29 protein-coding genes, 2 tRNA genes and 1 rRNA gene are annotated in these 26,394 nt (G+C 56.6%); 20 read left to right on the forward strand and 12 right to left on the reverse strand.

Going from position 1 to position 26,394, the window contains the following annotated elements; genetic code table 11:
* The first annotated feature begins 262 nt into the window (after window positions 1-262).
* From OCV64_RS01675 to OCV64_RS01705, 7 genes are all read left to right on the forward strand, one after another.
* A complete protein-coding gene (locus OCV64_RS01675; protein WP_186851784.1) occupies window positions 263-1,312 on the forward strand; it encodes a TRAP transporter substrate-binding protein in 1,050 nt (349 codons plus the stop codon).
* 90 nt (window positions 1,313-1,402) lie between these two features.
* Window positions 1,403-1,915, forward strand: coding sequence for a TRAP transporter small permease (locus tag OCV64_RS01680; RefSeq protein ID WP_186851783.1), 513 nt, complete (start codon window positions 1,403-1,405; stop codon window positions 1,913-1,915).
* Complete coding sequence (locus tag OCV64_RS01685) at window positions 1,912-3,189, forward strand: TRAP transporter large permease (protein WP_207721872.1); 1,278 nt, start codon at window positions 1,912-1,914, stop codon at window positions 3,187-3,189. Before OCV64_RS01680 ends, OCV64_RS01685 begins: the two co-directional genes overlap by 4 nt.
* 72 nt (window positions 3,190-3,261) lie before the next feature.
* Window positions 3,262-4,416: a M20 family metallopeptidase gene (locus OCV64_RS01690; protein ID WP_262669110.1), complete on the forward strand. Its 1,155-nt coding sequence runs from the start codon at window positions 3,262-3,264 to the stop codon at window positions 4,414-4,416.
* The gene (gene thrC, locus OCV64_RS01695; protein ID WP_240288528.1) at window positions 4,413-5,672 is read left to right on the forward strand and encodes a threonine synthase; all 1,260 of its coding nucleotides are present in this window, start codon (window positions 4,413-4,415) and stop codon (window positions 5,670-5,672) included. The genes OCV64_RS01690 and thrC overlap by 4 nt, the downstream gene beginning before the upstream one ends.
* Before the next feature lie 15 nt (window positions 5,673-5,687).
* Window positions 5,688-6,863 carry a M20 family metallopeptidase gene (locus OCV64_RS01700; RefSeq protein WP_262669111.1) on the forward strand — a complete coding sequence of 392 codons (1,176 nt, stop codon included), beginning with the start codon at window positions 5,688-5,690 and terminating at the stop codon, window positions 6,861-6,863.
* 32 nt (window positions 6,864-6,895) lie between these two features.
* Window positions 6,896-7,366, forward strand: coding sequence for a RidA family protein (locus tag OCV64_RS01705; protein WP_186851779.1), 471 nt, complete (start codon window positions 6,896-6,898; stop codon window positions 7,364-7,366).
* Between the two features lie 58 nt (window positions 7,367-7,424).
* On the opposite strand, the gene OCV64_RS01710 is transcribed toward OCV64_RS01705, so the two are convergent.
* Window positions 7,425-8,141 carry a polysaccharide deacetylase family protein gene (locus tag OCV64_RS01710; RefSeq protein WP_186851778.1) on the reverse strand — a complete coding sequence of 239 codons (717 nt, stop codon included), beginning with the start codon at window positions 8,139-8,141 and terminating at the stop codon, window positions 7,425-7,427.
* A 311-nt stretch (window positions 8,142-8,452) separates the two neighbouring features.
* Between OCV64_RS01710 and OCV64_RS01715 the strand changes: the two genes are divergently transcribed.
* From OCV64_RS01715 to OCV64_RS01735, 5 genes are all read left to right on the forward strand, one after another.
* A complete protein-coding gene (locus OCV64_RS01715) occupies window positions 8,453-9,676 on the forward strand; it encodes an ABC transporter substrate-binding protein (protein WP_147573077.1) in 1,224 nt (407 codons plus the stop codon).
* Window positions 9,677-9,846: 170 nt separating this feature from the next.
* Entirely contained in the window at window positions 9,847-10,776 is a 930-nt protein-coding gene (locus tag OCV64_RS01720; protein ID WP_147573075.1) for a branched-chain amino acid ABC transporter permease, read from the forward strand.
* 18 nt (window positions 10,777-10,794) lie between these two features.
* Window positions 10,795-11,946: a branched-chain amino acid ABC transporter permease gene (locus tag OCV64_RS01725; protein WP_262669112.1), complete on the forward strand. Its 1,152-nt coding sequence runs from the start codon at window positions 10,795-10,797 to the stop codon at window positions 11,944-11,946.
* Entirely contained in the window at window positions 11,943-12,791 is an 849-nt protein-coding gene (locus OCV64_RS01730; protein ID WP_147573071.1) for an ABC transporter ATP-binding protein, read from the forward strand. The genes OCV64_RS01725 and OCV64_RS01730 overlap by 4 nt, the downstream gene beginning before the upstream one ends.
* Window positions 12,778-13,473 carry an ABC transporter ATP-binding protein gene (locus OCV64_RS01735; RefSeq protein WP_147573069.1) on the forward strand — a complete coding sequence of 232 codons (696 nt, stop codon included), beginning with the start codon at window positions 12,778-12,780 and terminating at the stop codon, window positions 13,471-13,473. Before OCV64_RS01730 ends, OCV64_RS01735 begins: the two co-directional genes overlap by 14 nt.
* A 48-nt stretch (window positions 13,474-13,521) precedes the next feature.
* On the opposite strand, the gene OCV64_RS01740 is transcribed toward OCV64_RS01735, so the two are convergent.
* The 6 genes from OCV64_RS01740 to OCV64_RS01765 form a co-directional block, all read right to left on the reverse strand.
* A complete protein-coding gene (locus tag OCV64_RS01740; protein ID WP_262669113.1) occupies window positions 13,522-14,163 on the reverse strand; it encodes a single-stranded DNA-binding protein in 642 nt (213 codons plus the stop codon).
* Between the two features lie 129 nt (window positions 14,164-14,292).
* Entirely contained in the window at window positions 14,293-15,327 is a 1,035-nt protein-coding gene (locus OCV64_RS01745) for a TPM domain-containing protein (RefSeq protein WP_262669114.1), read from the reverse strand.
* Window positions 15,328-15,428: 101 nt separating this feature from the next.
* Window positions 15,429-16,634, reverse strand: a complete 1,206-nt coding sequence (locus OCV64_RS01750) for a toxic anion resistance protein (RefSeq protein WP_147573063.1) — start codon at window positions 16,632-16,634, stop codon at window positions 15,429-15,431.
* 34 nt (window positions 16,635-16,668) lie between these two features.
* Window positions 16,669-16,893, reverse strand: coding sequence for a hypothetical protein (locus tag OCV64_RS01755; RefSeq protein ID WP_186851774.1), 225 nt, complete (start codon window positions 16,891-16,893; stop codon window positions 16,669-16,671).
* Between the two features lie 12 nt (window positions 16,894-16,905).
* On the reverse strand, window positions 16,906-17,124 hold the full coding sequence (locus tag OCV64_RS01760) for a hypothetical protein (protein WP_147573060.1): 219 nt from the start codon (window positions 17,122-17,124) through the stop codon (window positions 16,906-16,908).
* 10 nt (window positions 17,125-17,134) lie between these two features.
* On the reverse strand, window positions 17,135-17,839 hold the full coding sequence (locus OCV64_RS01765) for a 5-bromo-4-chloroindolyl phosphate hydrolysis family protein (RefSeq protein WP_262669115.1): 705 nt from the start codon (window positions 17,837-17,839) through the stop codon (window positions 17,135-17,137).
* A 197-nt stretch (window positions 17,840-18,036) separates the two neighbouring features.
* Between OCV64_RS01765 and ilvA the strand changes: the two genes are divergently transcribed.
* The 4 genes from ilvA to recR all read left to right on the forward strand — a co-directional run bounded on the left by ilvA (window position 18,037) and on the right by recR (window position 20,961).
* On the forward strand, window positions 18,037-19,257 hold the full coding sequence (gene ilvA, locus OCV64_RS01770; protein WP_147573057.1) for a threonine ammonia-lyase: 1,221 nt from the start codon (window positions 18,037-18,039) through the stop codon (window positions 19,255-19,257).
* Between the two features lie 254 nt (window positions 19,258-19,511).
* Complete coding sequence (gene rpe, locus OCV64_RS01775) at window positions 19,512-20,156, forward strand: ribulose-phosphate 3-epimerase (RefSeq protein WP_262669116.1); 645 nt, start codon at window positions 19,512-19,514, stop codon at window positions 20,154-20,156.
* A gap of 13 nt (window positions 20,157-20,169) precedes the next feature.
* Window positions 20,170-20,325, forward strand: coding sequence for a hypothetical protein (locus OCV64_RS01780; RefSeq protein WP_240288542.1), 156 nt, complete (start codon window positions 20,170-20,172; stop codon window positions 20,323-20,325).
* Window positions 20,326-20,358: 33 nt separating this feature from the next.
* Window positions 20,359-20,961 carry a recombination mediator RecR gene (recR, locus tag OCV64_RS01785; RefSeq protein ID WP_147573054.1) on the forward strand — a complete coding sequence of 201 codons (603 nt, stop codon included), beginning with the start codon at window positions 20,359-20,361 and terminating at the stop codon, window positions 20,959-20,961.
* 80 nt (window positions 20,962-21,041) lie between these two features.
* Here recR and sfsA read toward each other — a convergent pair whose 3' ends face one another.
* On the reverse strand, window positions 21,042-21,758 hold the full coding sequence (gene sfsA, locus OCV64_RS01790) for a DNA/RNA nuclease SfsA (protein ID WP_262669117.1): 717 nt from the start codon (window positions 21,756-21,758) through the stop codon (window positions 21,042-21,044).
* A gap of 71 nt (window positions 21,759-21,829) precedes the next feature.
* On the opposite strand from sfsA, the gene OCV64_RS01795 reads away from it, so the two are divergent.
* The gene (locus OCV64_RS01795) at window positions 21,830-22,705 is read left to right on the forward strand and encodes a DMT family transporter (RefSeq protein ID WP_186851769.1); all 876 of its coding nucleotides are present in this window, start codon (window positions 21,830-21,832) and stop codon (window positions 22,703-22,705) included.
* 41 nt (window positions 22,706-22,746) lie between these two features.
* Here OCV64_RS01795 and OCV64_RS01800 read toward each other — a convergent pair whose 3' ends face one another.
* A complete protein-coding gene (locus OCV64_RS01800) occupies window positions 22,747-23,370 on the reverse strand; it encodes a flavin reductase (RefSeq protein WP_240288548.1) in 624 nt (207 codons plus the stop codon).
* 173 nt (window positions 23,371-23,543) lie between these two features.
* On the opposite strand from OCV64_RS01800, the gene OCV64_RS01805 reads away from it, so the two are divergent.
* From OCV64_RS01805 to OCV64_RS01815, 3 genes are read left to right on the forward strand one after another with little or no spacing between them, the layout of a single operon-like run.
* The gene (locus OCV64_RS01805; protein ID WP_262669118.1) at window positions 23,544-24,161 is read left to right on the forward strand and encodes a DUF1643 domain-containing protein; all 618 of its coding nucleotides are present in this window, start codon (window positions 23,544-23,546) and stop codon (window positions 24,159-24,161) included.
* Window positions 24,162-24,187: 26 nt separating this feature from the next.
* Entirely contained in the window at window positions 24,188-25,393 is a 1,206-nt protein-coding gene (locus tag OCV64_RS01810; RefSeq protein ID WP_262669119.1) for a substrate-binding domain-containing protein, read from the forward strand.
* A gap of 31 nt (window positions 25,394-25,424) precedes the next feature.
* On the forward strand, window positions 25,425-25,964 hold the full coding sequence (locus OCV64_RS01815; RefSeq protein WP_262669120.1) for a GNAT family N-acetyltransferase: 540 nt from the start codon (window positions 25,425-25,427) through the stop codon (window positions 25,962-25,964).
* Between the two features lie 37 nt (window positions 25,965-26,001).
* Here OCV64_RS01815 and rrf read toward each other — a convergent pair.
* From rrf to OCV64_RS01830, 3 genes are all read right to left on the reverse strand, one after another.
* Window positions 26,002-26,117: ribosomal RNA gene (rrf, locus tag OCV64_RS01820) — 5S ribosomal RNA — on the reverse strand.
* A gap of 50 nt (window positions 26,118-26,167) precedes the next feature.
* Window positions 26,168-26,242, reverse strand: a tRNA-Glu gene (locus tag OCV64_RS01825).
* 3 nt (window positions 26,243-26,245) lie between these two features.
* A tRNA-Lys gene (locus tag OCV64_RS01830) sits at window positions 26,246-26,321 on the reverse strand.
* Between the last annotated feature and the right edge of the window lie 73 nt (window positions 26,322-26,394).

A 26,394-nucleotide genomic window follows, 5' to 3' on the forward strand; every position in this document is an offset into this window, starting at 1 on the left:
GTCTCCGTTCTAGATAATCTCATATGGTATCCTGATTTTCGACGGTATGGTAATGGTCACCCTGGCCATCCAGTATCTGTGTTAATAGTCCCGCGGCGGCGTGGGATTGTTAAATACATACCAATGGTGATCAGATAAGGTCAAGGCAGGGATCTGCCGTGACAATTTTCCATGGGAAATTGTCACGATCCTTTTATGCGTGGGGCTTTGGCCGACCTCTGACCCGTGTGGTAAATCACACATTTTTTATGGAGGTAGATTTATGAAAAAGGCACTTGCTCTCGCGCTCTCCCTGACCATGATGGTCTCCCTGTTCGCCGGCTGTGGCAGTAAAGACAGCGGCAGCACCAACGCGAACACAAACACCAATACTTCCTCTGGTTCCCAGCAGGAAGAACTTCCCTCTTACTCCTTCCAGTTGGGCTTCAACACTGTGGAAGACTCTGTCCGTGGCGAAATGGCCCATGTATTCGCCGACTATGTGAACGAGGCTTCTGGCGGTCGTATCACCGTTGAGATCTTCCCCAACTCCTCCCTGGGCAGCGAGCAGGAGATGGTGGAAATGGTAAAGACCGGCTCCATGGACTTCACCATTCCCGGCGTCACTGCCATGTCTAACGTAGACGGCAACTTCGGCGCTTATGGGCTGCCCTTCCTAGTGGACACCTATGACGAGGCCCATGCCCTGCTGGACGGCGACTTCGGCAACGCCTTAAAGGACATCGCCCAGAACAATGGCTACAAAATCGTAGCCTGGGGCGATTTGGGCACCGTTCAGATCACCAATAATGTCCGTCCCATCAATTCCGTGGAGGACATGAAGGGCATCAATATGCGCTGTACCAACGAAGAGGTTTCCCTGAAGACCATGGACGCTTTGGGCTGTGCCACCACCACGCTGGCCTTTTCTGAGCTGTACCTGGGTCTAAGCCAGGGCGTCGTCGATGGCCAGTTCAACCCTATTGACGCCATCTATCAGAACAGCTTCACAGAGGTTCAGGACTACCTGGCTATCGTGAATATGTACACTTATGGCATCGCTCTGGTAATGAGCAATGATAAGTTCGAGTCCTATGATGCCGAGACTCAGCAGATCCTGATGGACGGTGCCGCTAAGGCCCAGGAAGCCGCCCGCGCTTACTGCGCCAATGCTGAGGAAGAGTATCTGCAGAAGGTCAAGGACGAAGGCTGCTTCCTGGAGATCACCACCCCCGATGTCGAAGGCTTCAAGACCGCTACCGCTGGTGTTTACGACGACTATCTCGCCACCTGCGATCCTCGTATCGTTGAGGCTGTAAATGCAATCCGCTAAAGCTAACCGCAACTAACCCTGCATTTGTGTGCTTGTGTACAGGGGCGCTGCTCCAGCGCCCCTGTACACATGGTGAACAGAGGAGGTTCTATGAAAGTATTATCAGCGATAGAGAAGGCCGTTGACTTTCTCTGTAATATTATGACAGGGATCGCCGCGTTAATGATGGCGGCCCTGACTTTGGACGTGTTCCTAAACGTGATTTTCCGCACAATTGGGAAGCCCATTGTAGTTTCTGTGGAGTTGACCACGATTTTCTTCCCCTGGATCGTCTGTATGGCTATGATTGTCATCGCCCGGCGCCAGGAGAACACCGCCCTGGTTTTATTTTTCGATAAATTCAAGGGTATCGTCCGTCACATCGCCGTGATCTTTATTAACGGCACCATGTTTTTCTTTTCCGCGGTCATGGCTAAGTCTGCCTTTGACCTCTCCCTTTCTCTTGTGGATGAGTACCTTGCTCTTACTCACCTGAGCAAGGCCTTTACATATGGTTCCATGTTCATCGGCTTTGTAGGTGTATGCATCATGCTCGCCTTCAATCTGCTTAAGTATGTGATGATAGAGATTGTAAGGATCGACAAGGAGGGTGCTGCGAAATGACCTTGATCCTTATTATGGCGCTTATGTTTTTTGCGCTGATTTGCATTGGCGTACCCATCGCCTTTTCTATGGGAACCGCATCGATCTGGTACCTTCTGACCAACGGCACTAGCTTATCTGTCGCGGCCCAAAAATTCTTTACCCAGACACAATCCTTCTCCTTCTTGGCCGTCCCCTTTTTCGTGTTGGCCGGCACTCTGATGGTCGAGGCTGGTATCGCCAAAAAGCTGATCAACTTTGCCAGTGTTCTGGTCCGCCACCTGCCCGCCGGTCTGGGTTGTGTGTCCGTGGTCACCAGCATGATCCTGGCTGGCATCTCTGGCTCCTCTGTGGCGGACGCCTCCTCTGTAGGCGCCATCCTGATCCCTGAAATGAATGACCGCGGCTATCCACCTCCCTTTTCCGCAGCCATCAACGCCACCAGCTCTGTGGTTGGCATCATCATCCCTCCCAGTAGTACCATGATCGTCATCTCCGCTATTACCAACCTGTCCGTGGCTAAACTTTTTATGGCCGGCGCTATTCCAGGCATCATCATCGGTCTTGCGTTTCTCGCCATTACTGCCTATATGGGTATCAAAAACAATTATCCCCGTGAAGCACGGGCCAGTAAATCGGAGATCTGGGCTGCCACCAAAGATGCCCTGATCGCTATGGTTTTTCCTGTTTTCATGGTAGGCAGCGTAGTTACCGGTATTGCTACCGTCACCGAGTCCGCCTCCATCTGCGCCATCTACTCCTTGTTTGTGGGTATCTTCGTCTACAAGACTCTGAATCTGAAAAAGATCTACAAGGCGCTGGCGGATGCCGCTATTGGCACCACCGTGGTCATGATGGTGGTGTCCTGTGCCTCGATCATGCAGTTCATCCTCATCAGCCAGCAGGTGCCCACCAAGCTGTCCAACGCCCTTCTGGGGCTGGGACTGCCCAACTGGCTGCTGCTCATTATGATGGTGCTGCTGCTGGGCGTGGCCGGCATGGTCATGGACAATGTCCCAAATCTGTATATCTTCCTGCCCATTTATATTCCTATTGCTCAAAGTATGGGGATGGATCCCATTCAGATGGCCATTATCTGCCTGTGTGCATTGGCCCTGGGTCTGTTTACTCCTCCTGTGGGCACCACCCTGTTCATCTCCTGCAACATTGCCAAATGCTCTATTGAATCGGTCGTCAAAGATTTGATTCCTTTCTTTATCGCAGGTGTTTTGATTGTGGTTGCGGTGGCCTTTATCCCTCCGCTGACCATGTGGATCCCAAGCCTTATGGGCTAATTATGAGCTTACTGCCGGCCCTCCTTTTTGTTCAGGAGGGCCGGTGTGCCGAAAAGGAGTATTTGATCAACCATGGACCATTATCATGAATTAGCGCAGCAATTTCTGCGGGATATGGTGGCCTTCCCAACTGTCAACGGGAATGAGAAGCCCCTGGCCCAGTATATTGCGGGGGTGCTGGAGGGCTATGGCTTCCGTACCCAGCTCCAGGATATTGCGGAAAACCGCTCTAACGTCGTGGCTGTCTATGGAAGCTCTGATAACCGGATTATCTTTACCGGCCATTTGGACGTCGTTCCCCCTGGTGGAGACTGGCAGGTGTGCGATCCCTTTCATTTGACAGAGCAGAACGGTCGTTTGTATGGCCGGGGTTCCTGCGACATGAAGGGAGGCATTGCCGCTATGATGGCCAGTGCCATCCGGGCTGTGGAAACGGGCGAAGCCCGTAACTGCGAACTTCGGCTTGTCTTTGTTGTGGATGAAGAGGTGGACGGTTTGGGCACCCAGTATTATGTGTCCCATGAGCCTCCTGGCGGCCGGACAATCGCCATCATCGGCGAGCCTACCATGTTGGAGGCCTGTATTGCCCACCGGGGCGTGACCCGCTTCAAGGTGGCTATTAACGGCCGTCAGTGCCACTCCGGCTTGCCCTATGAGGGTATCAACGCCATCAATCAGATGGCCCGTTTCCTATTGGAGGTCGAGCGCTTTGACCTGGATCGCCAGTCCTTGGACTGCGGCATTCTCCCACCTCCAAACATAACCGCTACCATGCTCCACTCCGGAGTGAAAGAGAACGCTGTCCCCGGCACCAGTGAGGTCATCCTGGACTGTCGAACTGTCCCCGGTGAGACTGCGGACACTCTGCGCGCCAGTATTCTGGATATCCTCAACCGGCTGTTCGATGGCACTCAAGTGACCTACGAGGTCTGCGACTTCATCAATGTCACTCCCAGCAGCACCCAGCCTGACGGTCAGGTATGTACTGTACTGAAAAACGCTTTTCAGGAGGCGTTTGGCCGGGAGGCGGCGGTCACCTATTTCAAGGGCTGCTGTGATATGTCCTATTTCTGCAAGGCGGGCTATACGGAAACGCTCCTGTGCGGCCCTGGCTCTATGGACCAGGCTCACATTGTGGATGAGTATATCGAGATTGACCAGTTGCATAAGGCTGTTGACCTGTATTCCGCGGTCATCCGCCAGGCACAGAAAGGATCTTGTCTATGAAAAAGTATCGTTTGGTATGTTCTGTATGCGGCAAACCCTTTGAGCGGGACACTGAGCCCTATGTCTGCGAAAGCTGCGGGGGGCTCCTGGAGCCGGAGTTCGATCTGGCCGCCAATGCCAGCCACTATCGAGAGGTCATCCGGGGCGGCTGTGTTTCCGGCGTGTGGGATTACCGCGATCTGTTACCTGTAGAGGGCGTGGAGGCGCCTGTCACCCTGAGCGAGGGCAATACTCCCCTGCTCACCGCCAGTAACCTGGGCCCAATCGTCGGGGTGGAGCAGCTCTTTCTAAAGAATGAGACATTGAATCCCTCCGGGACCTATAAGGACCGGTTTGCCACCGTTGCGTTGAGCATCGAGAAGGCCAGGAACACCCCTGCCGTGGCGCTGGGGTCGGCTGGCAACGCCGCAAATGCCATGGCCGCGTACTCTGCCAAGGCCGGTATGCCCTGCTTCGTCATCCTGCCCCCCGGAGCGGTAGCTGAACGTGGCTGGCAGGTACGGGGTTACGGGGCCAATCTGATCCGCATGGAGCATACAATAGATGACTGTATCAGCATGGCCAAGCAGGGCGAGGCGCTTTTTGGCTGGAAATCCCTGACCACCAACATGCTGACCAATCCTCTGCCCTCTGACGGCTACAAAACTGTGGGCTATGAGATCGGCAAGCAGCTGAACTTTCAGATGCCCGACTGGATTGTCGTCCCTGTGGGGGGCGGTGCCCTGATGAACAAAATCTATAAGGGCTGTAAGGATATGCTGGAGCTGGGCCTTATCGACAAAATACCCCGCTTCGTAGGGGCCCAGGCTTCTGGCTGCGCCCCGCTGGTTGACGCATACCAAAAGGGGCTGAAAAACCCCGAAATCTGGCCCGGTGTCCCCCAGACTGTCGCCTTCGCTATCGCCGATGTATGTGTATACGATGGTATCACTTCCATGGATGTTCTGACCAAGAGCGGCGGATGCGCCGAGGAGGCCACTGACGAGGAGATCCTGGAGGCCATGCACCTGATTGCCAGTAAGGAGGCCGTGGTAGCCGAGCCTGCCAGCGCCTGCTCTGTGGCCTGCGCCAAAAAGCTGGTAGCTAAGGGCGTTATCCAGCCCACCGACTCTGTTCTGTGTGTTCTCTCCGGCAACGGTATGCGGGATCTGAAGCTGATGGAGCAGGGTCAGAAGGAAGTCCCCTTTGTCAAGTACCGCGATGTAGAGGCAGTGAAAGCGGCTGTCAATGACTACCTGAACGACTCCAAGGACTGATGGGAGGCGCCAGTCATGGAACAGACCATCAAGGGACTGGCCAAGGAAGATGAGCTGGTCCGCCTGCTCTGCGACCTGGTCAGCATCGAAAGTGTCAATCCCCTGTTTGAAAAGGGGGGCACTGGTGAGAAAAATATGGTAGAATATATCTGCCGCTATTTTGACCAGTACCAGATCCCCTATATCCTTCAGGAGGCGCTGCCTGGCCGATTCAATGTGCTGGCCCATCTGAAGGGTACCGGCAAGGGCGCCCTCTGCTTTGAAGCGCATACCGACACGGTCACAGTGGACGAGATGGAGATCGAACCCTTCAAGCCTGTGATTCAGAACGGCCGTTTGTATGGCCGGGGCAGTGTGGACGACAAGGGCAGCGTGGCCGCTATGATGTACGCCATGCGTCTGCTCAAGGAGCATAAGATCGAGACCTACTCCGACATCTACTTTGCTGCCGCCGCAGAGGAAGAGTTTAGCTACAAGGGAGTGCTTCGCCTTTTGGAAGATGGTATCCCCTTTGACGCCGCCGTGGTTGGGGAAGGCACAAGCGTCCACGTCTGTCGCGCTTGTAAGGGGAACGTCCGCTTCAAGATCGTATCCAGGGGTCTTGCTGGACATAGCTCTCGCCCCTGGGAGGGACGGAACGCTATCGTGGCCATGGCCAATGTAATCTGTGAGCTGGAGAAAAAGCTGTTTCCCCTTTATGAACAGAAGAAGCATCCCCTGCTGGGGCCTCCCACCTTTAATATCTCCCTAATTCATGGCGGCAAGCTAATCAATATTGTCCCGGATTACTGTGAGATACAAATTGACCGTCGAGTCTTGCCGGGCGAGACCTACCAATCCGTCCGTCAGGAGGTATTGGGCTGCCTGGAGTCGCTGCTATCCTCCCACCCCGAGTACGAGGTGGAGATCCAAGAACCTTTTGTCACTGACTTTGCCATGGAGGTAGAGGAGGACTCCCCCATTGTCCGGACCGCCATAGCCGCCTGTGATGCGATCATGGGAGAGCACACCATCGAAGGAGGCTATTTCAGCTGCGACGCCAGCAAATTTACCCGCATCGGTATTCCCGCCATCGTTATGGGCCCTGGCAGTATCCTGCAGGCCCATACCAATGACGAATACATTGAGATCTCTGACCTGGCCAAGGCGGCCGAGGTGTTCACACAGATCTGTGTGGATTTTAGACCTTGATCTCATCATATTTTGAAAGGAGTAATCTTGTCATGGATGTTTATGAGCGTTTAAAGGAACTGGGCATTGAACTGCCTCCTGCCCCCCCTCCGGGCGGCCTCTACTCCCCCATCAAGCTGTTTGGCTCTAACCTGGTCTATACCTCCGGTGTCGGCCCCACTGATCCCACTGGCGGTGCCGTATACAGCGGGAAGGTGGGCACTGATCTCACCTTAGAGGAGGGGCAGGCAGCTGCCAGACTGGCCACAATCAACCTGTTGTCCGTCTTGCACAATCATCTGGGCGACCTGAACCGTATTAAACAGATTGTCAAGCAGCTGGGCTTTGTGGCCTGCCCCCCGGATTTCCATATGCAGCCCGCCGTTATGAACGGATCTACCCAGCTCCTGATGGATGTATTTGGCGACCCTGCTGGTCGGCCCGCACGCTCTGCTATCGCAACCAACGTACTGCCTGGCAATATCCCCGTAGAGATTGAGCTGCTCATCGAGCTGAAAGACTAAACTCTGCCCATAAAGGCAAACACAAGGCCCGCCCGGCTTTTGACCGGGCGGGCCTCTTTTACGCTGGGCACTGCCGCCCAGTGTGATCGATGGTGTAGTCCCCCTCCAGAATGATTTGGGAGATCGGGACAAAGGTGTAGCCGTCCTGTATCAGGGTTTCCAGGATACCAGGCAGGGCCTCCGGGGTATGAAGGGCCGCGTTGTGGAACAGCACGATGGAGCCCGGCTGTACCTTACTAACCACCCGCTGCGTGATATCGGCGGCTGACAAGTCCTTCCAGTCCAGGCTGTCCACATCCCACTGGATAGGCTCCATACCGATTGACCGGACGGCGTTGATGGAGTTGTCATCATAGTCCCCATAGGGCAATCGTACCAAGGTGGGCCGGACTCCGGTGACCGCCTCAATTTTATCGTTGCAGGCATTCAAATCTGCCACCACTTGATCGGCGGACAACTGCGGATAGTGAGCATGGGTATTGGAGTGGTTCATCACTTCATGTCCAGCATCAGCCAAAGCTTTTACCGACTCAGGGTATTTATCCACCCACTCCCCCACTACAAAAAAAGTGGCCTTCACCTTATATTTCTCCAAAATATCAATCAGCTGTTGGGTATCCTCGTTGCCCCAGGCCGCGTCAAAGCTGATGGACACCAGCTTCTGGTCCCTCTGAACACAGTATATAGGCAACTGCCGCGTAGTCGCCGCGGTCCCAACGGCCGCCGGATAATTGACCACATAGAACATTACCGCCGCTAGACAGAGGCAGACCATTCCGATCCCCCACCTCTTTGGAACAAAAAATATCTTTGGTCTACACTTTTTCTCCTTCATATCATCATCTCCCACATCAGTCTGATCCCTTCATCTATATGCGCCCCACTGTCGAAACATACTTCTCCTATTTTCCTTAGCAACGAAAATGGCTCGTCCTATTTTTGCAATTTTTTCAAAAATAATCTGCATTCCATATTGCTTTTTTCTGTGTGACAAGGTATAATGCCATCATATCCTGCGTACAAGTGTTTTTACAGGGCAGACAATCTGTAAAACGCTTGATTCCGGAATGAAAAGGAGTAGTGAACATGAAAAGAATCCTTGCCAGCGCCCTGTCCGCCGCCCTTCTGCTGACCATGCTGGCCGGCTGTGGCGGAAACAACAATTCCTCCAACAACGGTTCTTCCAACACTGGGACTTCTTCCGCCTCCAACACCAGCTCCGGTGACAAGGTGGTTAAGATCGGTGTGTTTGAGCCCCAGTCCGGCGACAACGGCGCCGGCGGAAAGCAGGAAATCCTGGGAATGCAGTACGCCCACTCCCTAACTCCCACTGTGGAGATCGGCGGCGAGACCTATACTGTGGAGTTGGTCTATGCCGATAACCAGTCCGCTAACGACAAGGCGCCCTCCGCCGCCCAGACTCTGGTTTCCGCCGGCTGCTCGGTGGTGCTGGGCTCCTATGGCTCCGGTGTGTCCATCGCCGCTTCCGACACCTTTGGGGACGCGGGTGTGCCCGCCATCGGCGTGACCTGCACCAACCCCCAGATCACCATTGGCAACGACCACTACTTCCGCATCTGCTTCATCGATCCCTTCCAGGGCACAGTCCTGGCTAACTTCGCCAAAGACCAGTTTTCCGCCACCAAGGCTTACTGCCTGGCCAAGCAGGGGGACGACTACTCCGTGGGTCTGTGCAACTACTTCATGAAGGCCTTTGGTGAGGAAAATTGTGTGTATGAGGTTTTCCCCGAGGGTACCTCTGACTACAGCTCCTATGTGACCAGTGCCAAGAACTCTGGCGCCGATGTATTCTTCGCCCCTGTTTCCATTGAGGCGGCGGCGCTGATTCTGGATCAGGCCGCTACCCAGGACCTGGGGATGCCCATGCTGGCCGGCGACACCTGGGATTCCAACGTAATCACCGAGGCCGCCAAGGGCAAAAGCAATATCGATCTCTACGTCACCACCTTCTATCAGGAGGGCGGCAACGCGGAGTTTGACGCAGCTTTTAAGGAGTGGATCAACTCCGACTCCACCAACCTGACCAATAACAACGGCAACGACATGATCGCCGCCGTTTCCGTCATGGGCTACGACGCCTACTATGTAGCTCTGGAGGCCCTGAAGGCCGCTGGCTCCACCAATCCCGCCGATGTGATGACGGCGCTGTGGGATGTGACCTATGACGGCATCACCGGACACATCGCTTTCGACGATGAAAACGGCGACGCGGTGCGGGATCTGGCCTATGTGAAGCACTGCAATACAGAAACCGGCGCCTGGGATCTGGTGGGCGAGCAGGGCGTGTAAGTCAACGCTCGACTTATCCTTTCAGATGGTACACCGCGCCCGGCGGGACAGTAAAACCCCGCCGGGCGCGGTTTCACAAGGCTTTGGGTCGCTGCGGAAAGGTCGTGAGATCTCTTGCCTCTTTCTCGGCGGCCTGAGGGATCATTTTGATACGGAGAGGGAGGAATCCCATGGAACAATTCACAACGGTTATACTGCCCTATATTTTGTCTGGCATCTCCGTAGGCGGCCAGTACGCATTAATCGCCATCGGCTATACCATGGTGTATGGTATCCTGCGCCTGATTAACTTCGCCCACGGCGACGTGTTTATGGTGGCGGGTCTGATGATGGTCTATCTCTCGGCGGCCCTGCCCTTATATCTGGCGGTGCCGGTGGTAGCGCTGCTGACGGTGGCTCTAGGCTTTGTCATCGAGAAAATCGCCTACAAGCCTCTGCGCTCCGCTCCCCGCATGAGCGTGATGATCTCCGCCATCGGGGTCAGCTATCTGCTGCAGAACCTGGCCCTATATGTCACCGGTGGTCTGAATAAAACCTATCCCACCATCCCCTGGATCTCCGACCAGGTGGATCTGTTCGGGGCTACCACCAAGCGGGTCACTCTGATCACCCCGGTGCTGACCATCATACTGGTCATCCTGCTGGTACAGCTGATCAACCACACCAAGGTGGGAATGGCTATGCGGGCGGTAGCCAAGGACTTTGAAACCAGCCAGTTGATGGGGATTAAAATCAACAATGTCATCTCCGTCACCTTTATCATCGGCTCCTTTTTAGCGGCAGTCGGGTCCATGCTCTATTTCTCCAACTATCCCGGTGTGGTACCTACCTCTGGAGCCATGCCCGGCCTGAAAGCCTTTGTAGCCGCAGTGTTCGGCGGGATCGGCTCTATCCCAGGGGCGGTGATCGGCGCATTCATCATCGGCGTGTTTGAGTCTCTGATCAAGGGGCTGGATACCATTCTGACCACCTTTCACATCATCCAGTCCCCTCTGGAGCTGTCCACCTTCTCCGACGCCTTTACCTTCGTGCTGCTGATCGTGATCCTGGTCTTCAAGCCGACAGGCCTGTTTGGCGAGAAGGCCACGGACAAGGTTTAACGGGAGGGAGTGGGTTAAATGATACAGCAAAAAAATAACAGGCAAACCCTGATCTCCCTGGCGCTGGTGGCATTGATGCTGGCGGTAGTGCTGGTTCTGGACCAGGTGATCCAGCCCACTGACTACATGTCAATGCTCCTCAAGGTGCTGCAAAAGGCTTCGGTCTATGCCCTGGCGGCTGTGTCCCTAAATCTGTTGACCGGCTTTACGGGCCTGTTTTCCCTGGGACACGCAGGCTTTATGCTCATCGGGACCTATATTTACGCCATCTTTACCATCTCCTCTGACAGCCGGGACGCGGTGTACCAGTACTATGACGCGGCGGTTCGCTTCTCCATCCCGGAGGCGTTGAGCGGCGCTCTGGGCCCCTTCGGCACCGTTCTGGGGGTAATCGTGGCCGTCCTGCTGGCCGGCCTGGGGGCCGCCCTGGTGGCCTGGCTGATCGGTCTGCCGGTGCTGCGTCTGAAAAGCGATTACCTGGCCATCGCCACATTGGGCTTTGCGGAGGTCATCCGCGCGGTCTTTCAGTGGGGAAAGCTGGGGCCGGTGACCAATGGCTCCAACCCTCTAAAGAGCTTTATACGGATTGCGGACTTTAAGATCCAGGCGGGCGGCGTGACCATCAGCCTGTCCACCTTCATCCCTGTCCTGATGTCCACAGTGTGTATCGGGATCATCGTCCTGCTTATCAACTCCTCCTACGGGCGGGCCTTTAAAGCCATCCGGGAAAATGAGATCGCGGCGGAGGCCATGGGCATCAACCTGGCCCGCCACAAGATGCTCTCCTTCTGTATTTCCTCCTTCTTCGCCGGCGTGGCCGGAGCGGGGATGGCCATGGTGCTGGGCATCGCCCAAGCCAATAACTTCAAGTCCGCCATGACCTATGAAATCCTGCTCATGGTGGTGCTGGGCGGCATCGGCTCCATCTCCGGCTCGGTCATTGGGGCCACCCTATTCATCGCTGCCTCCGAGTGGTGGCTGCGCGGCTTAGACAACGGCGCTTTCCTGGGCATCGAGGCCCCAGGCATCTTCCGCAACGGCTTCCGGCTGGTGGTGTTCTCCGTCATCATTATGGTGGTGGTCCTCTTCTTCCGGAAAGGCATCATGGGAGACAAGGAACTGCCAGATCTGTTTAAGCGCCGGAAGAAAGCCAAGGGGGTGGCGAAATGAGTGAGAGTATCCTCAATTTAGAGCACGTAACCATGCAGTTTGGAGGCGTGGTAGCGGTCAATGACCTGTCCCTGGAGGTAAACAAGGGAGAAATCGTGGCGCTGATCGGCCCCAATGGCGCGGGCAAGACCACGGCCTTCAACTGCATCACTGGGGTCTACGAGCCCACCAACGGAAGGATCTCTTTTCTGGGGCAGCCTATGGTGGAGAATTTTCCCCAGGGCAAGATGAAAAAGACCTACCAGGGGGAGAACCAGGGGATGTTCACCCACAAACTGGCCCCCACCCCAGATCAGATCACCCATATGGGGATGGCCCGGACATTTCAAAATATCCGGCTGTTTTCCTCTCTTTCTGTGCTGGACAACGTGCTGATTGCCAAGCATATGCGGGCCAAGCACAACGTGTTTTCCTCCACCTTCCGTCTGAGCAGGCGGGAGGAGGCACGGATGCGGCGGGAGGCCATAGCTCTGCTGGAGGAGCAGAATCTGGATCACCTTCAGGACGAGGTGGCTGGCTCCCTGCCCTATGGACTACAACGGCGGCTAGAGATCGCCCGGGCCTTGGCCACCGAACCCAAGCTCCTGCTTCTGGACGAGCCGGCCGCGGGCATGAATCCTCAGGAGACCCACGAACTGACAGACTTTATCCGGCAAATCCACACAAGGTATGATTTGACCGTATTGCTGATTGAGCATCACATGGATCTGGTCATGCGGATTTCCGACCGCATCTATGTCTTGGACTTCGGCAAGCTAATCGCCCAGGGCACACCGGAGGAGATCCAAAACAATCCTCGGGTAATTGAGGCATATTTGGGGGTGGCGGACGATGCTGAAAATTGACGAATTGCAGGTAAACTACGGCGGCATCGAGGCCGTGAAGGGAATCACCTTTCAAGTGCCAGAGCGAGAGATCGTCACACTGATCGGCGCGAACGGGGCCGGGAAATCCACCACCCTTCGGGCTATCGCCGGACTGGTAAAGCCAGCGGCGGGCCGCATCCATCTCCAGGGGGACGATATCACCGCCCTCTCTCCCGACCGGATCGTGTCCAAAGGCATCACCTTAGTCCCAGAGGGGCGCCATGTATTTCCCGATTTGACGGTACTGGAAAATCTGAAAATCGGCGCCTATCTGCGCCATGACGACCTGGAGGACGACATCAAGTGGGTCTATGACCTGTTCCCCCGGTTGAAGGAGCGTTCCTGGCAGGCGGCGGGCACTCTGTCCGGCGGCGAGCAGCAGATGCTGGCCGTAGGCCGTGCCCTCATGTCCCGGCCTAAGATCATGATGATGGATGAGCCCTCCCTGGGTCTGGCTCCTCTGGTGGTCAAGGGGATCTTTGAGATCATCAAGGAGATCAACAAGCAGGGCGTCACTATCCTTCTCATCGAGCAGAACGCCAACATGGCGCTGCACATCGCGGATACCGCCTATGTTTTGGAGACTGGCCGCTTGACTATCTCCGGCTCCGGCAGGGAGTTGTTGAGCAATGAGGCTGTGAAGAAAGCCTATCTGGGATAATTACATGAATCAGAGGGCCGCTGTCAAACAGGCAGCGGCCCTCTTCCCTTATCCCGTATGTTCCTCTTTTCCGGCGGGCTCCGCCGCGGCCAGCGACATAATGGACACCTCGAAGGCCACCCGCTCCTCGGAGCGGTCTCCGCTGACCTTGGTATAGGTTCGGCTCTGAAGTCGTCCAGTCAGCCGCAGCTGGTCCCCCACCTCCATGCCTCCGCACCGGTGGGCTAAACTGCCCCAGGCGATGCAGGGCAGATAGTCCGCTCGTCCGTACCGGCGGTTGACCGCCAGGATCATATCACAGATGGTCCGCCCCAGGGGGGTGGCCCGCAGGCTTGGTGTCTTACATAGGGTGCCGGAGAGCTCCAGCCGGTTTTCATCCTCTCCCGGCTCCTGCCGCAGCTCTCTGGCAAAGGCACTGATGACCAGCCTACTGCCTACCCCAGTTCGGTTGTTGAAGGTCCGTACTTCCCCCAACACCGTCAGCTCGCTCTCCCGCTCCAGCGGTCCGCAGCACTCCAGCAGCTCCAACGGAGCTACCACGTTCACCTGATCCTCCGCGCCTGACAGGCGCCGGACCACCAGTGGGAAGGTATAGAACTCCACGCCGTGGTTGAGATGGGAATAGACTGGGGCCTCCCCTACCGCGCCATGGAGGCGGATATGGTTGACGTCGGCGGAGCACTTTCTCATGGACCATCACTCTCCTGAATCGTTTGTTCCTCTGATGTATATGAAGTCCAAACGCCAGGTATGTCCCAAGCCGTTCCCCAGGGGGCGACAAAAAGGGCGTGTCCACCCCCACGGACACGCCCCTATTTTCTATCGACGGCCGAACCCGCCGCCGCGGCCTCCGCCAAAGCCTCCACCGCGGCCACCAGAAAATCCTCCGCCCCGGGAGCCACCGAATCCACCTCCACGGAAAGAGCCGGAGGAGAAGCCGCCGCCGCGGGAACCACCGGAGAAGCCGCCGCCTCTCGGTCCACTGGAAAAACCGCTCCCTCTGGAGCCGCCGCCCGGACCCGAAAAGCCGCTGAAGCCTCCACCGCCGGGCCCTCTAGGTCCCCTTGGCGGAGGAGGAGGGGGCGGCTGATGCCACCGCCGGCGGTACCAGCCGTAAGAGGGGCCGTGCCAGAACAGAATAGGCCGGAACACATAGGGCGGATTGACCACTCCGTAATATCGCTGACGATAAGCGGTATAGCGCGCGCTGTCAATCAAGGTGGCCGCCACCAGCGCGATGGCCAGAAGAATGACCAGCATCATTACCAGCCCCCCGGTCCTCTGGGCGCCGCCATAGTGATTGGCGTTGTCCAGATAGCCCAGGCCGTAGTTGTCCACATAAAATTGGTTGACATCGGCAAAGAGGTTGAGCACCCCTTCTCCGTACTCTCCCGCCGCCACATACTCATAGAGGGACTGGTCCATATAGTTGGTGACCTGCTGGTCTGTCATGGGATAGTCCGGCCCCACGGCCAAATAGCCATTGGTATTTTTTACATCGATGACCAGGATGCCGTCGCTGCTGGCCAGCTCGATTTCCTCCCCCAAGGAATAGGCGTAATCGCCAATATCGCCGGACACCCCGTCCACCACCGCCAGCGCGATGAGGCTGTCATATCGCTGGACCCAGTTGGCATTATACAGGCAGATGTCCCGCTCCTGGCTATCGGAGAGCACGCCGGCCTGGTCCCAGATATAATCCGCAAACTGGGCGGTGGACAGGCTGGTATCCAGCCCCACCTCTCCCGGCTCCGGGACTGCGGCGCTCTCCTTGTTCAGGCCGATGACCACCGCCGCCCCGATCATCGCGGCTGTGCACAACCAGGCTACCCAGGTCTTTTGAAAAAATTTCATATAGGAACCCCTTGTCATTTATGTAGGGGCGCATTCGAGATCCGCCCCACAGAAACTGCGCGATCCTTCGGCGCCTCCGCTCTTTGTTCCGTCAGGACCTCTTAGCCCCTTAGCTCAAGAAGCTTCTGCTTTAGCTCCCCTTCGATCCTGCCCAGCTCCGCCTCCGCCTCTTTCCGCTTCTGGCTGCCCTCGGTCTGAATCCTCATCACCTCATCCAAGGTAGAGATAAGCTGCTGGTTGGTATGCTGCAGTGTTTCGATGGAAACCACAGACCGCTCCGCCTCCTTGGCGGTTTCGATGGTGCCCATCTTCAGCAGATCGGCGTTTTTCTGGAGCAGTTGATTGGTCATGTCGGTGACAGCTGTCTGGGCAGCCGTGGCCTGTCGCCCGTGTTCCAAGCCCAGAGCCAGCACCATCTGGCTCTTCCACAGGGGGATGGTATTGACCAGAGAGGACTGGATCTTCTCTAGCATCAACGTGTCGTTGTTCTGGAGCAGTCTAGTCTGGGGTCCCATCTGTATGGAGATCATCCGTGTCAGCTCCAGGTCATGAAGCTTCTTTTCAAAGCGGGAACACAGGTTAGCCAGGTCGTTGTAGGCCTGGGCATCCTCCTGGGCGCCGCTCTCCTCCGCCTTTTTCTTCAAATCGGCCAGGTCGTGGGTCCGAAGATACTCCAGCCGCTTCTTGCCGGCAATGATATACATGGTCAGCTCTTTGTAATATTTGGTGTTCAGCTCATACATCTGGTCAAACATGGCGATGTCCTTCATCAGGACCACCTGGTGATTCTCCAGCACCTTGACGATCTTGTTCACGTTGGTCTCCGCCTTGGAGTAGCTGGCCTTCATGGCCTCCAGCTCATTCTTCCGCTTCTGGAAGAATCCGGCAATGCCCTTTTTCTCCGGCTCGCCAAAGGTCTTAAGCTCCACCACCAGGGAGGACAGCGCCTCGCCCACCTCGCCCAGGTCCTTGGTCTTTACATTGTTCAGGGCGCTCTCGGAAAAGGCGGCGATGTTCTTCTGGGCCGCGGCCCCGTACTGGAGGACCAGGTTGGAATCGGTGACGTCGATCTTCTGGGAGAACTCATCCACCATCTTCCGCTCCGCCTCGGTGAGCATGGACTCATCCAGCTTGACGGCGTTGGCGTCCCGTTGAGCCTGGAGGGCCGCCTGCTCCTCCTGTTGAGCGGCAGTGCCGGGGGCGGGGGCAGGGTCCAAGGTCAGTTCCGGGGCGGCGGGCGGCTGGGCAGCGGCCGCCCCGCTGGGGTCCAGGGTCAGCTTGGGTGTCAGGTTCAGTTCGTCACTCATATTGGGTTCCTCCTAAAATGAAAGTAGTCATACCTCAATCGTTCCTGGGGCTCTTATCATAGGCCAGCCAGCGCCGCCAATGGAAGGCGCAACTCAAGCTCTGGAGCAGAAGCAGGGCTACATACCACCAGAACATGTTTCCGCTGAGTCTATCAGGAAAAAACAGCAGAAGCCCGATCTGCAAGGCCGGGATCACAGACCAGAGTACAGCGTTAACCAGACATTCGCGCTTGCTTATAAATTCGCGGTAATTGGCCATGCTGCTCTCCTTTCATTTGCCGCCCGTTTTGTCCTCCTTGAAGGTGAAATAACGGTACCAGTGAAACCCGACGAAAACCACCCCAGCCAGTGTGATGATCAGATTGAGCCAGAAGTAGGGGGCGCCGGGGACCAGCATCCGGTTCTGCAGCCCGCCCCCCAGCCACAAAACCCACAGAAAGGTCCAAATCAGGGCCCGGTTCATCCTGGACTGCTTGGTATCCGCACTCATATTCTCCTCCTCACAGCTCCAGCTTGGGACCGTCCTCCTTGGATGAGCCCCCCATAGTCATTCCCCCCAGCCCCTCCTGGGCCAGCAGGTTCTCCATCACAGTGATATCGGTGGAGATGTCCAGGGCCTCCTCACCGAACAGGGCGTCCAGCTGCTTGTCAAAGGCCTGGGTAATGGTGTCCATCATGCGCTCCACCTTGGCTTTGGTGGTGCTGATATTGTCCCCAGCGATGCCGGTGGAGTCCATCCGATCATAAGCGTTCAGGATCTTCAGTGTCGTGGGCAGGTAGTAGTCCATAAATCGGCGGATCTGGGACAGTTTTTTGGGCTGCGACACCACCTGGTCGATGATCTTTCCGGTGACATCCTCCAAATGGTCGATCTGAGCGGATATCTTTTCGTCCACAATGGCATCGTTAAGGCGGCGCATCTCTGACAGCGCCCTGTCCCTCTCCCGGATGAGCGCGTCAATAGCCGGGTCGCCGGTGGTCTTCTCCTTTTTAGGCTCCTCCTTGGGCCTGTCCTCTTTCTCACCGGCCAGCTCAAAAGCCTTGTCGGGAAAGACGGCCTTCCCAGCGATAAAGGCGACCAGAGAGAGGACCGCGCAGATCCCATAGGAAGCCGCCGACTTCAGCGGAAACAGCAGGGCATAGCCCAGCCAGACCACGCCCACCAGATAAATGGGCAGTACCGAGGGTTTGATATGCTTGGCCATAATTTCCTCCATCGCCCCGGCGGGGCAGCAAAACTCGGATATAGATAGTCTTATTGTACAACCGGGAGTGGAGCAGTGTCAAGGCGAAGGGCACTTTCTCCCAAAATCGCCCTCCTTTTTTGCCCTATCTCATTGACTTCTCCCCCAAGATTGAGTATGATTTTAAAGAATTGATTTGATAAAAAGGAGAACCTCCTATGCTTACCCTGGAACAGTTTAAAAACGCCCGGAGCACACTCCAGGGTGTTCTTCGGCCCACCCCTCTGATTTACTCCCCCTACTTGTCCAAAACCTGCGGCAACTACGTCTATCTCAAGCCGGAAAATATGCAGGTCACCGGGGCCTACAAGCTTCGGGGGGCCTATTTTAAGATCAGCACTCTGACGGATGAGGAGAAGGCCCGTGGTCTTGTCACCGCCTCCGCCGGCAACCATGCTCAGGGCGTGGCCTACGCCGCCCAGGCGGCCGGCGTGGCCGCCACTATCGTCATGCCCACCACTACTCCTCTGGTAAAGGTAAACAACACCAAGGACTACGGCGCCCAGGTCATCCTCCATGGCGAGGTATTTGACGACGCAGCCGAGCTGGCCGCCCGGATGGCAGAGGAGCAGGGATTAACCTATGTCCATCCCTTCAACGATCTGACACTGGCCACTGGTCAGGGCACCATCGCCTATGAGATCTTCCAGGACCTGCCCGACGTGGACGTGATCCTGGTCCCCATCGGCGGCGGAGGGCTGGCCGCCGGCGTGGCCACGCTAGCCAAGCTGCTCAACCCCCAGGTTGAGGTCGTGGGGGTTGAGCCCACTGGGGCCGCCTCCATGAAGGCCAGTCTGGAGGCTGGTCACATCGTCACCCTCCCCTCCGCTACCACCATTGCGGACGGCGTGGCCGTCAAAACTCCGGGGGACAAGGTGTTCCCCTATATCCAGCAAAATGTGGACCGCATCCTCACCATCGACGACGGCGAGCTGGTGGAGGCCTTTTTGGATGTGATGGAGCGGCACAAGATGGTGGTGGAGAACGCGGGGCTGCTCACCGTCGCCGCTCTGCGCCACCTGGACTGCAAGGAGAAAAATGTAGTGTCCGTCCTGTCCGGGGGCAACATGGATGTCATCACCATGGCCTCTCTAGTCCAGCACGGGCTCATCTGCCGGGGCCGTATCTTCACCTTTGCCGTCCAGCTTCCCGACCGCCCCGGCGAGCTGATGCGGGTGGCCGGTGTACTGTCCCAAAACAACGGCAATATCATTAAGCTGGAGCACAACCAGTTCGTCAACATCAACCGCCAGTCCGGTGTGGAGCTGCGTGTCACCCTGGAGGCCTTCGGGCACGACCACAAGGCCCAGATCCTGGATGCTCTGCGGCAGGCCGGCTATCAGGTGTCTGAGGTGGATACCGGCGACTTCTATACCTGAGTCTTCTCTGCCGCCCGCCGGAGGCGGGCCTCCGGCGGGCGGCTATCTGAAAAGCGGCGGGCCAGCGGGCTGAACCGGACGGTTTTGGCCGTGGGATCGGCCTGGAGCGATCCGCCTCCCCCGGGGCACCCGGGAGAGCCATAGGCCTCCCTTCTCCGCCCTGTATCCTATGCGCCCGGGCCACAAACTGCCCCATCGCGCCAGCCGCTCCTATCCCGTCTCTCCGTCGAAGTTTGAAAGTGAGGTCATCAACCATGGTAAAGATCGCTCCCTCTATTCTGTCCGCCGATTTTGTCAATCTGGAGCGGGACATCAAAAAAGTGTCGTCCGCGGACTATCTCCATGTGGATGTGATGGACGGCTGCTTTGTCCCCAACCTTACCATCGGCATCCCGGTGGTAAAGTCCATCCGCCAGTGCACAGACATGTTTTTGGACGTCCATCTGATGATCGACAAGCCGGTGCGGTACATCGAGGACTTCGCCAAGGCCGGAGCCGACCTGTTGTCCGTCCATCTGGAGGCCGACCATCCCACCCACATCGCCCAGGCCCTGAAGGTCATGGGGGAATGTGGGGTAAAAAAGGCGGTGGCCCTGCGGCCCATCACCTCTGCCAACGCCATCCTGCCCTATATTGAAGAGTTGGATATGGTGCTGGTCATGACTGTGGAGCCCGGCTTCGGCGGCCAGTCCTTTATGGAGTCCCAGTTGGAGACCATCCGCCAGGTCCGGGCCATCATCGAGAAGTATCATCCCACCTGTGAGCTAGAGGTGGACGGCGGCATTGCCCCCAAGACCGCTCCTCTGGTAGTGGAGGCGGGCGCCAACGTACTGGTAGCCGGCTCCGCCGTCTACGGCAAGGAGGATATCCCCGCCGCTATCTCCGCCCTGCGGATATGAGAGGAGCCCTTTTATGAAATCCTACGCTGTCCGTACCGCTAAGACCCCAGAGGACGCTGAAGCCCAGATGAACGAAATGGCTCGGGAGGGCTGGACTGTCAAGGCCGTTACCTTCTGGGAAACCGCTATGGCTTACCGGCTGGTCATCACCTTTGAAAAAGAAATTTAATCCCGCTCCCTATCTCTCCTGGAGGTCTCCGTCATGCAGTATTTTCCCCCCGCCCTTGAAAATCTGGTAGAACACTTCGCCAAGCTGCCCGGCATTGGTCTAAAGTCGGCCCAGCGGCTGGCCTTCCATGTCCTGTCCCTGCCTGAAGAGGAGGCGTCCGCCTTCGCCCAGGCCATCCTGGAGGCCAAAAAGGTGATCCACTGCTGCCCCGTATGCCAGAATCTCACCGAGGGGGAGGGCCCCTGCGCCATCTGTGCCAGCCAGAAGCGGGACCGGTCCACCGTTTGCGTGGTAGCCGATCCCAAGGACGTGGTGGCCATGGAGCGCAGCCGGGAGTACGGCGGCGTGTATCATGTGCTCCACGGGGTCATATCTCCTATGAACCGGGTGGGCCCTGACGACCTGCATATCCGCTCCCTGGTGGAGCGGGTAGCCGCCGGCGGTGTGGCTGAGGTCATCATGGCCACCAACCCCGACACAGAAGGAGAGGCCACCGCTATGTATCTATCCCGTCTGCTCAAGCCGTTCCAGGTAAAGGTGACCCGGCTGGCCTATGGCATCCCTGTGGGCAGCCATCTGGAGTATGCGGACGACGCGACTTTAATGCGGGCCCTGGAGGGTCGGCGGGAAATCTGAATCCTCCCTCACCTCACGTCCCCCATTGTTTCAAATGAGCATACAAAAAGCTGTGGAGAGGACACTCCACAGCCTGTTTTTTACAGCTTTACCGGAATAGGCCGCAGGATCCGAAGGGTATCCGGAGTCACTCCACATTCCAGCGCTATCACCTCCACCCCCGCCCGGGCCGCCCGGCGCAGAGCCTCCCCAAAGTCGGGGTGAGTGGCATCGTTGGGCTCCATCCAGCGCATCCCCTCCATCTGGACCACAAAGCAGACGGCAGCCCCATATCCCGCCTGTCGGGCCGCCACCAGCGCCTCCAAATGCTTCACGCCCCGCAGGGTGGGGGCGTCCGGGAACCGGGCGATCCGGTCCTCCTCTAAGGTGACCCCCTTCACCTCCACAAACCCACGGGTAGAATCGGAGGTCTTTTCTCCCCCATTCAAAAACTCCCAGTAATAATCGATTCTAGAATTCCCATATGTCATCTCTGGTCGAAGCAGTGTGGGGACAAACCCCAGCCCTCCGGCGGCCGCCCACTCCCCAAATACTCTGTTGGGCGCCTGGGAGTCCATATTGATCAGGAGAGGGCCTGCCGGCCCCTCCTTCTCTACCGCTACCAGGTCAAAGCGGGTCTTACGGACCGGATTGTGACTGTCCACCAGATAGACCCGGCATCCAGGGACTAGCAGCTCCCGGCACCGGCCGGTATTTTTCACATGGCAGACCTGGAGGTTCCCCTCCACCTCTACCTGCGCAACAAAGCGGTTGGGCCGGGCTAGAAAAGTACCGGCGCGGATATTGGGATATTTCATCTTGTCTTTTCCCCCGGAGTTCTGGTAATATGTCCCTAGTATAGCCAATGATAGGAATCGAGGCAAGTCCCATGGAGAAAAAAGCTGTCTGGAACATTATCGCCGCCGCTGCCCTCTGGGGCTGTATCGGCGTCTTTTTGAAGCTGCTCACCGCCGCCGGTCTCTCCTCTATGGATGGAGTGGCTCTCCGCAGTGCGGTAGCCGCTCTGCTCTACGGCCTCTTTCTAGCCGCTACGGACCGTAAAGCGCTGAAAATCCAGCCCCGGCACTGGTACTACTTCTTTGGCTCCGGTGTCTGCTCCCTGGTCTTTTTCAACTGGTGCTACTTCTCCGCCATCTCCACCAGCTCCATGTCCGTGGCGGCGGTGCTGCTGTATACCTCCCCCGTCTTCGTCACCCTTCTGTCCGCCCTCTTTTTTCGAGAGAGAATCACGTCCCACAAGGTGGCCGCCCTGGCGTTGACCTTTGCAGGCTGTGTCCTGGTCACCGGGCTGCTCCCGCTGGGCCAGCAGTCTGTGTCCTATCTGACGATACTATATGGATTAGGAGCCGGATTTGGTTACGCTCTGTATTCAATTTTTGGCAAGCTGGCCCTTAGGCAATACGCCTCCTCTACGGTCACTTTCTACACCTTTCTCTTTGCCGCCCTGGCCTCTCTGCCCCTGTCTGGTCTTCCCCGCCATCTGGAGGCGCTGGCGGACTGGCGGGCTATTCTGGGCGGGTTGGGCATCGGGGTGCTGTGCTGTATCCTGCCCTACCTGCTGTACACTGAGGGGCTCCGGTACACCGAGGCGGGGAAAGCCGCCATCCTTGCCACTGTAGAGCCCTTTGTGGCCGCCCTGTTGGGGATCTGCCTGTTCCATGAGTCAGTCACCTTCTATAAACTGCTGGGCATGGGGGCCATCTTCCTGGCCATTCTTCTACTGAATCGAACCACAAATGAATAATAAAAGGAGCTGTCCGCCTGGGACAGCTCCTTTTTATCCTTTTACAGTTTTACAAATTTGTCTTTGTTGGCCCGGCAGATAGGGCACTGATAGCCGTCGGGCAGAGTTTCCTTCTCCGCCACATAGCCGCAGATGGTGCATCTCCAGCCCTCGTTGCCCTCCAGGGTTCGGACCACAGTGGCGGTGGGCGGAGTAGAGCCCCCGTCGTTCTTGAAGTCGTCCACGGTCAGGGCAGGCCCCTCGCCCAGCACCTCGGCCTCCATCGTTTCAGCGATATAGAGCATATAGGTGCCCAGATCCAGCTTCTCCACTACCTTACAGCTAAACCGGGCTAGAGCGTGATCCTTCACATAGGGATTTCCTGCCCCATCCCGCTCTACGTCGAAGCCATCGAACTTGTTCACTACCCGGCCGGACTTATAGCCAAACAGATTGACCAGATCCTTTGGGGTATCCTTGGCCAGTACCGTGGCGGCAAAGCTCCCCTTCGCCTCGATGGCTTTGAAGGTCTCGTTACTCTTGTTTACTGTCAGGGAAAACTTGAAGGGCATAGAGGATGTGACCTGGTGCAGAGAGTTGACGATACAGCCCTGAGGCTTGCCGTCCAACTCGGCGCCTACGATAAACAGGCCATAGTTGATGCGGCTGAATGCTTTGCGGTTCATATGAGTTCCTCCTTACTTTTAATAAGAATTATTCCTATTTATATTTCTATCATAGCAACATTTTATCCCGTTGTCAAGGAAAATATTTGCAGGGACTGGGAGACTTTTTCTTCCCTTGTCCTCTATTTGCCTCTCTGTTATAATAAAAATAGAGAGAAAAAGGAGGATACCCCATGCATATACCTGCCTGCCAGACCACCCAGCTGGAGCTCATCTCCTTCGACCAGGCCTTAGAGGAGGCTCAAGAGCCCAATCCCGACTATGACTCCTCCCGCTGGCTCTATGTGCCCAATTTTTATTCTGAGTACCGATACATCCTTGGAACCAGAGGGGATCGCCCCCTGATCTGTGTAGGTGTCAATCCCTCCACTGCAGCTCCGGATGCCCTGGACAACACCCTGAAATCGGTAGAGCGTGTGGCCCTCCACAACGGATATGACAGTTTCCTCATGTTTAACGTATATGCCCAGCGGGCCACAGACCCGGATCACATGGAGCAAACCTGCAATCACACCCTCCATCATGAAAATATGAGGGCCTTCGCATACGCCCTGTCCCTGGACCGGTCCGGCTCACCCTCTGTATGGGCGGCCTGGGGGACGATCATTGAAAAACGGGACTATCTGCCTCTCTGCGTCCGGGATATGGTCCAGCTGGGCCGCGACTATCACGCCTCTTGGTGGTCTGCCGGAAAACGCTCAAAAAAGGGACATCCCCACCATCCCCTGTACCTGCGGAAAGACAGTGTCCTAGAGGAGTTTGATGTCGATTCCTATCTAACCCATATCTGATTTGGAACAGAAAGGAGACGCGGCTTATGAAGGTCAACTGGAAGGAACTGATCTGCCGGGTATTCGCAGCTATATTCATCGGCCTTTTTCTCGGATTCCTCTTAGCGATTCTTCTGATCTATATTTCCCTCATGGCTCCCACCTATGTCCAGCGGGCGTCCTGGGTCCTCCTGCCCAGCCTTCTGGCAGGCGCGGTACTTGCCATTCTCTTTCCCCGGCGGTGGAGAAAGGGGGTTGCACTGTGTCTGGCGGCTGTTACCATCGGCTGCGGCGCTTACTGCGCCTTCGGCCTTTGGCGGAGCAGCGTCCCCACGGTGGACGACCGTGACCTGCTTCTCTGGCAGTACGAGCCCTTTTCAGAGGGCACCAAAGCTGTCAGCCTGGAGGAGCAGTCCACCCTGCGCTTTCACCGGGAGGACCTTCTGCGCCTGGATGGCGCCACCGCCCTGTATCCGGTTTATGCCGGCTTTGTGCAAGCGGTCTATCCCCAGGGGGAATATCCCCTGTACGACAATACCTCGGAAGGCTATGGCTCTGTCACCTGCAGCGGCACTGTGAACGCCTACGAGCGGCTCATCACTGGCCGCACTGACCTGATCTTCGCCGCCGCCCCCTCCCAGGAGCAGCTGGAGATGGCCAGGCGGGCCGCAAAAGAGCTCCACCTGACCCCCATTGGCCGGGAAGCCTTCGTCTTTTTTGTCAACAGCAGGAATCCCGTGGAGGGACTGACGGTTGAGCAGATACAGGGTATTTACACCGGCCAGATCACCAACTGGAATCAGGTAGGCGGGAAGAATCAGCCCATCCGCCCCTTCCAGCGGCTGGAAAACAGCGGCAGCCAGTCAGCCCTCCTCCGCCTGATGGATGGTCTTCCCCTGATAGAGCCGGAGAAAGAGGACCGGGTGGGCGGCATGGGCGGTATTATCCAGCAGGTGGCCAGCTATCGGAACTATAAAAACTCTATTGGCTTTTCCTTCCGCTTTTACGCCTCGGAAATGGCGGCCAACGATCAAATACGTCTGCTGGCCCTGGATGGAGTATTCCCAACTAAGGAGTCTATCCGGGACGGCAGCTACCCTATCTCCGACTCCTTTTTTGCCATCACTGCCGCTCCAATTGGAGCTCCAGATCCTAGGGAGAGTAATCCAAAGCTGAATGCCTTCCTGGATTGGATTCTCTCTGAACAGGGCCAGCAGATTGTGGAAGACAGTGGATATGTATCAATTCGTTAACAAATTAAGACCATACAAGGGGGGAGCCGCGATGACGCAACTGCGTTTTTTAGAAGCCCATACGGAAACACATTACAAAGATATGTCTCTCCTTCACGCATTGGGCTGGAGGGCAGCCTATCACGGCCTTATTCCCAAAGACTACTTGGACCGTGAGATTCTGGATGACCGCTGGGTGCCCTTCTTTCATGATAACTGCGGTACTGGAAAACTTCAAGGGCTCATCTTGTACGATGGTGAGCATCCCCTGTGCTGTGGAGTATATGGCCCTGTGCGGACGGAGCTTCAGCCCAAAGGCTTACCCAGTCTGGCCCAGTGGGGAGAACTGATTTCTCTCTATGTCCACCCAGCGCACTGGCACTCTGGATATGGCTCTCTGCTCCTGAGGGAGATCCTCGCACGCCTAAAACGGGAAGGATATCCCGGATGCTTTCTCTATGTGCTCCAGGAAAACAGCAGAGCCCGGCGGTTTTATGAAAAACACGATTTCACTTGGGATGGATATGGTATTAAGGTCAGCCTCTCGCCTGAAACTGTCCTTACCGACTTGAGATACCGCAAAATACTATAATAAAAAAGCAGGACAGTTATTTAACTGTCCTGCTTTGTGTAGGCACTACCTATCTTCCCGGTCCGTCTCCAGACAAGTATTTTCGGCAGAAGCGAGCTTAACTTCCGTGTTCGGAATGGGAACGGGTGGACCCTCGCCCTAATCAGCACCTACTATTTTAATCACCGAAGTGACTAAAACCATATCAAATTGTAGAGGAAACTTGGTGACCCGTACGGGAATCGAACCCATGTTTGCGGCGTGAGAGGCCGCCGTCTTAACCGCTTGACCAACGGGCCGTGTGGTGCGCCTTCAGGGATTCGAACCCGGGACCCACTGATTAAGAGTCAGTTGCTCTACCAACTGAGCTAAAGGCGCATTTTGCGCTTTTGTCTGCACCCTGAAAACCGAACAGTGAAGCCGCATTCCTTGCTTACAAGCGCCTGCATTC

It is taken from the genome of Muriventricola aceti, from assembly GCF_025567565.1.
In the GTDB taxonomy this organism is placed as follows: domain Bacteria; phylum Bacillota; class Clostridia; order Oscillospirales; family Oscillospiraceae; genus Lawsonibacter; species Lawsonibacter aceti.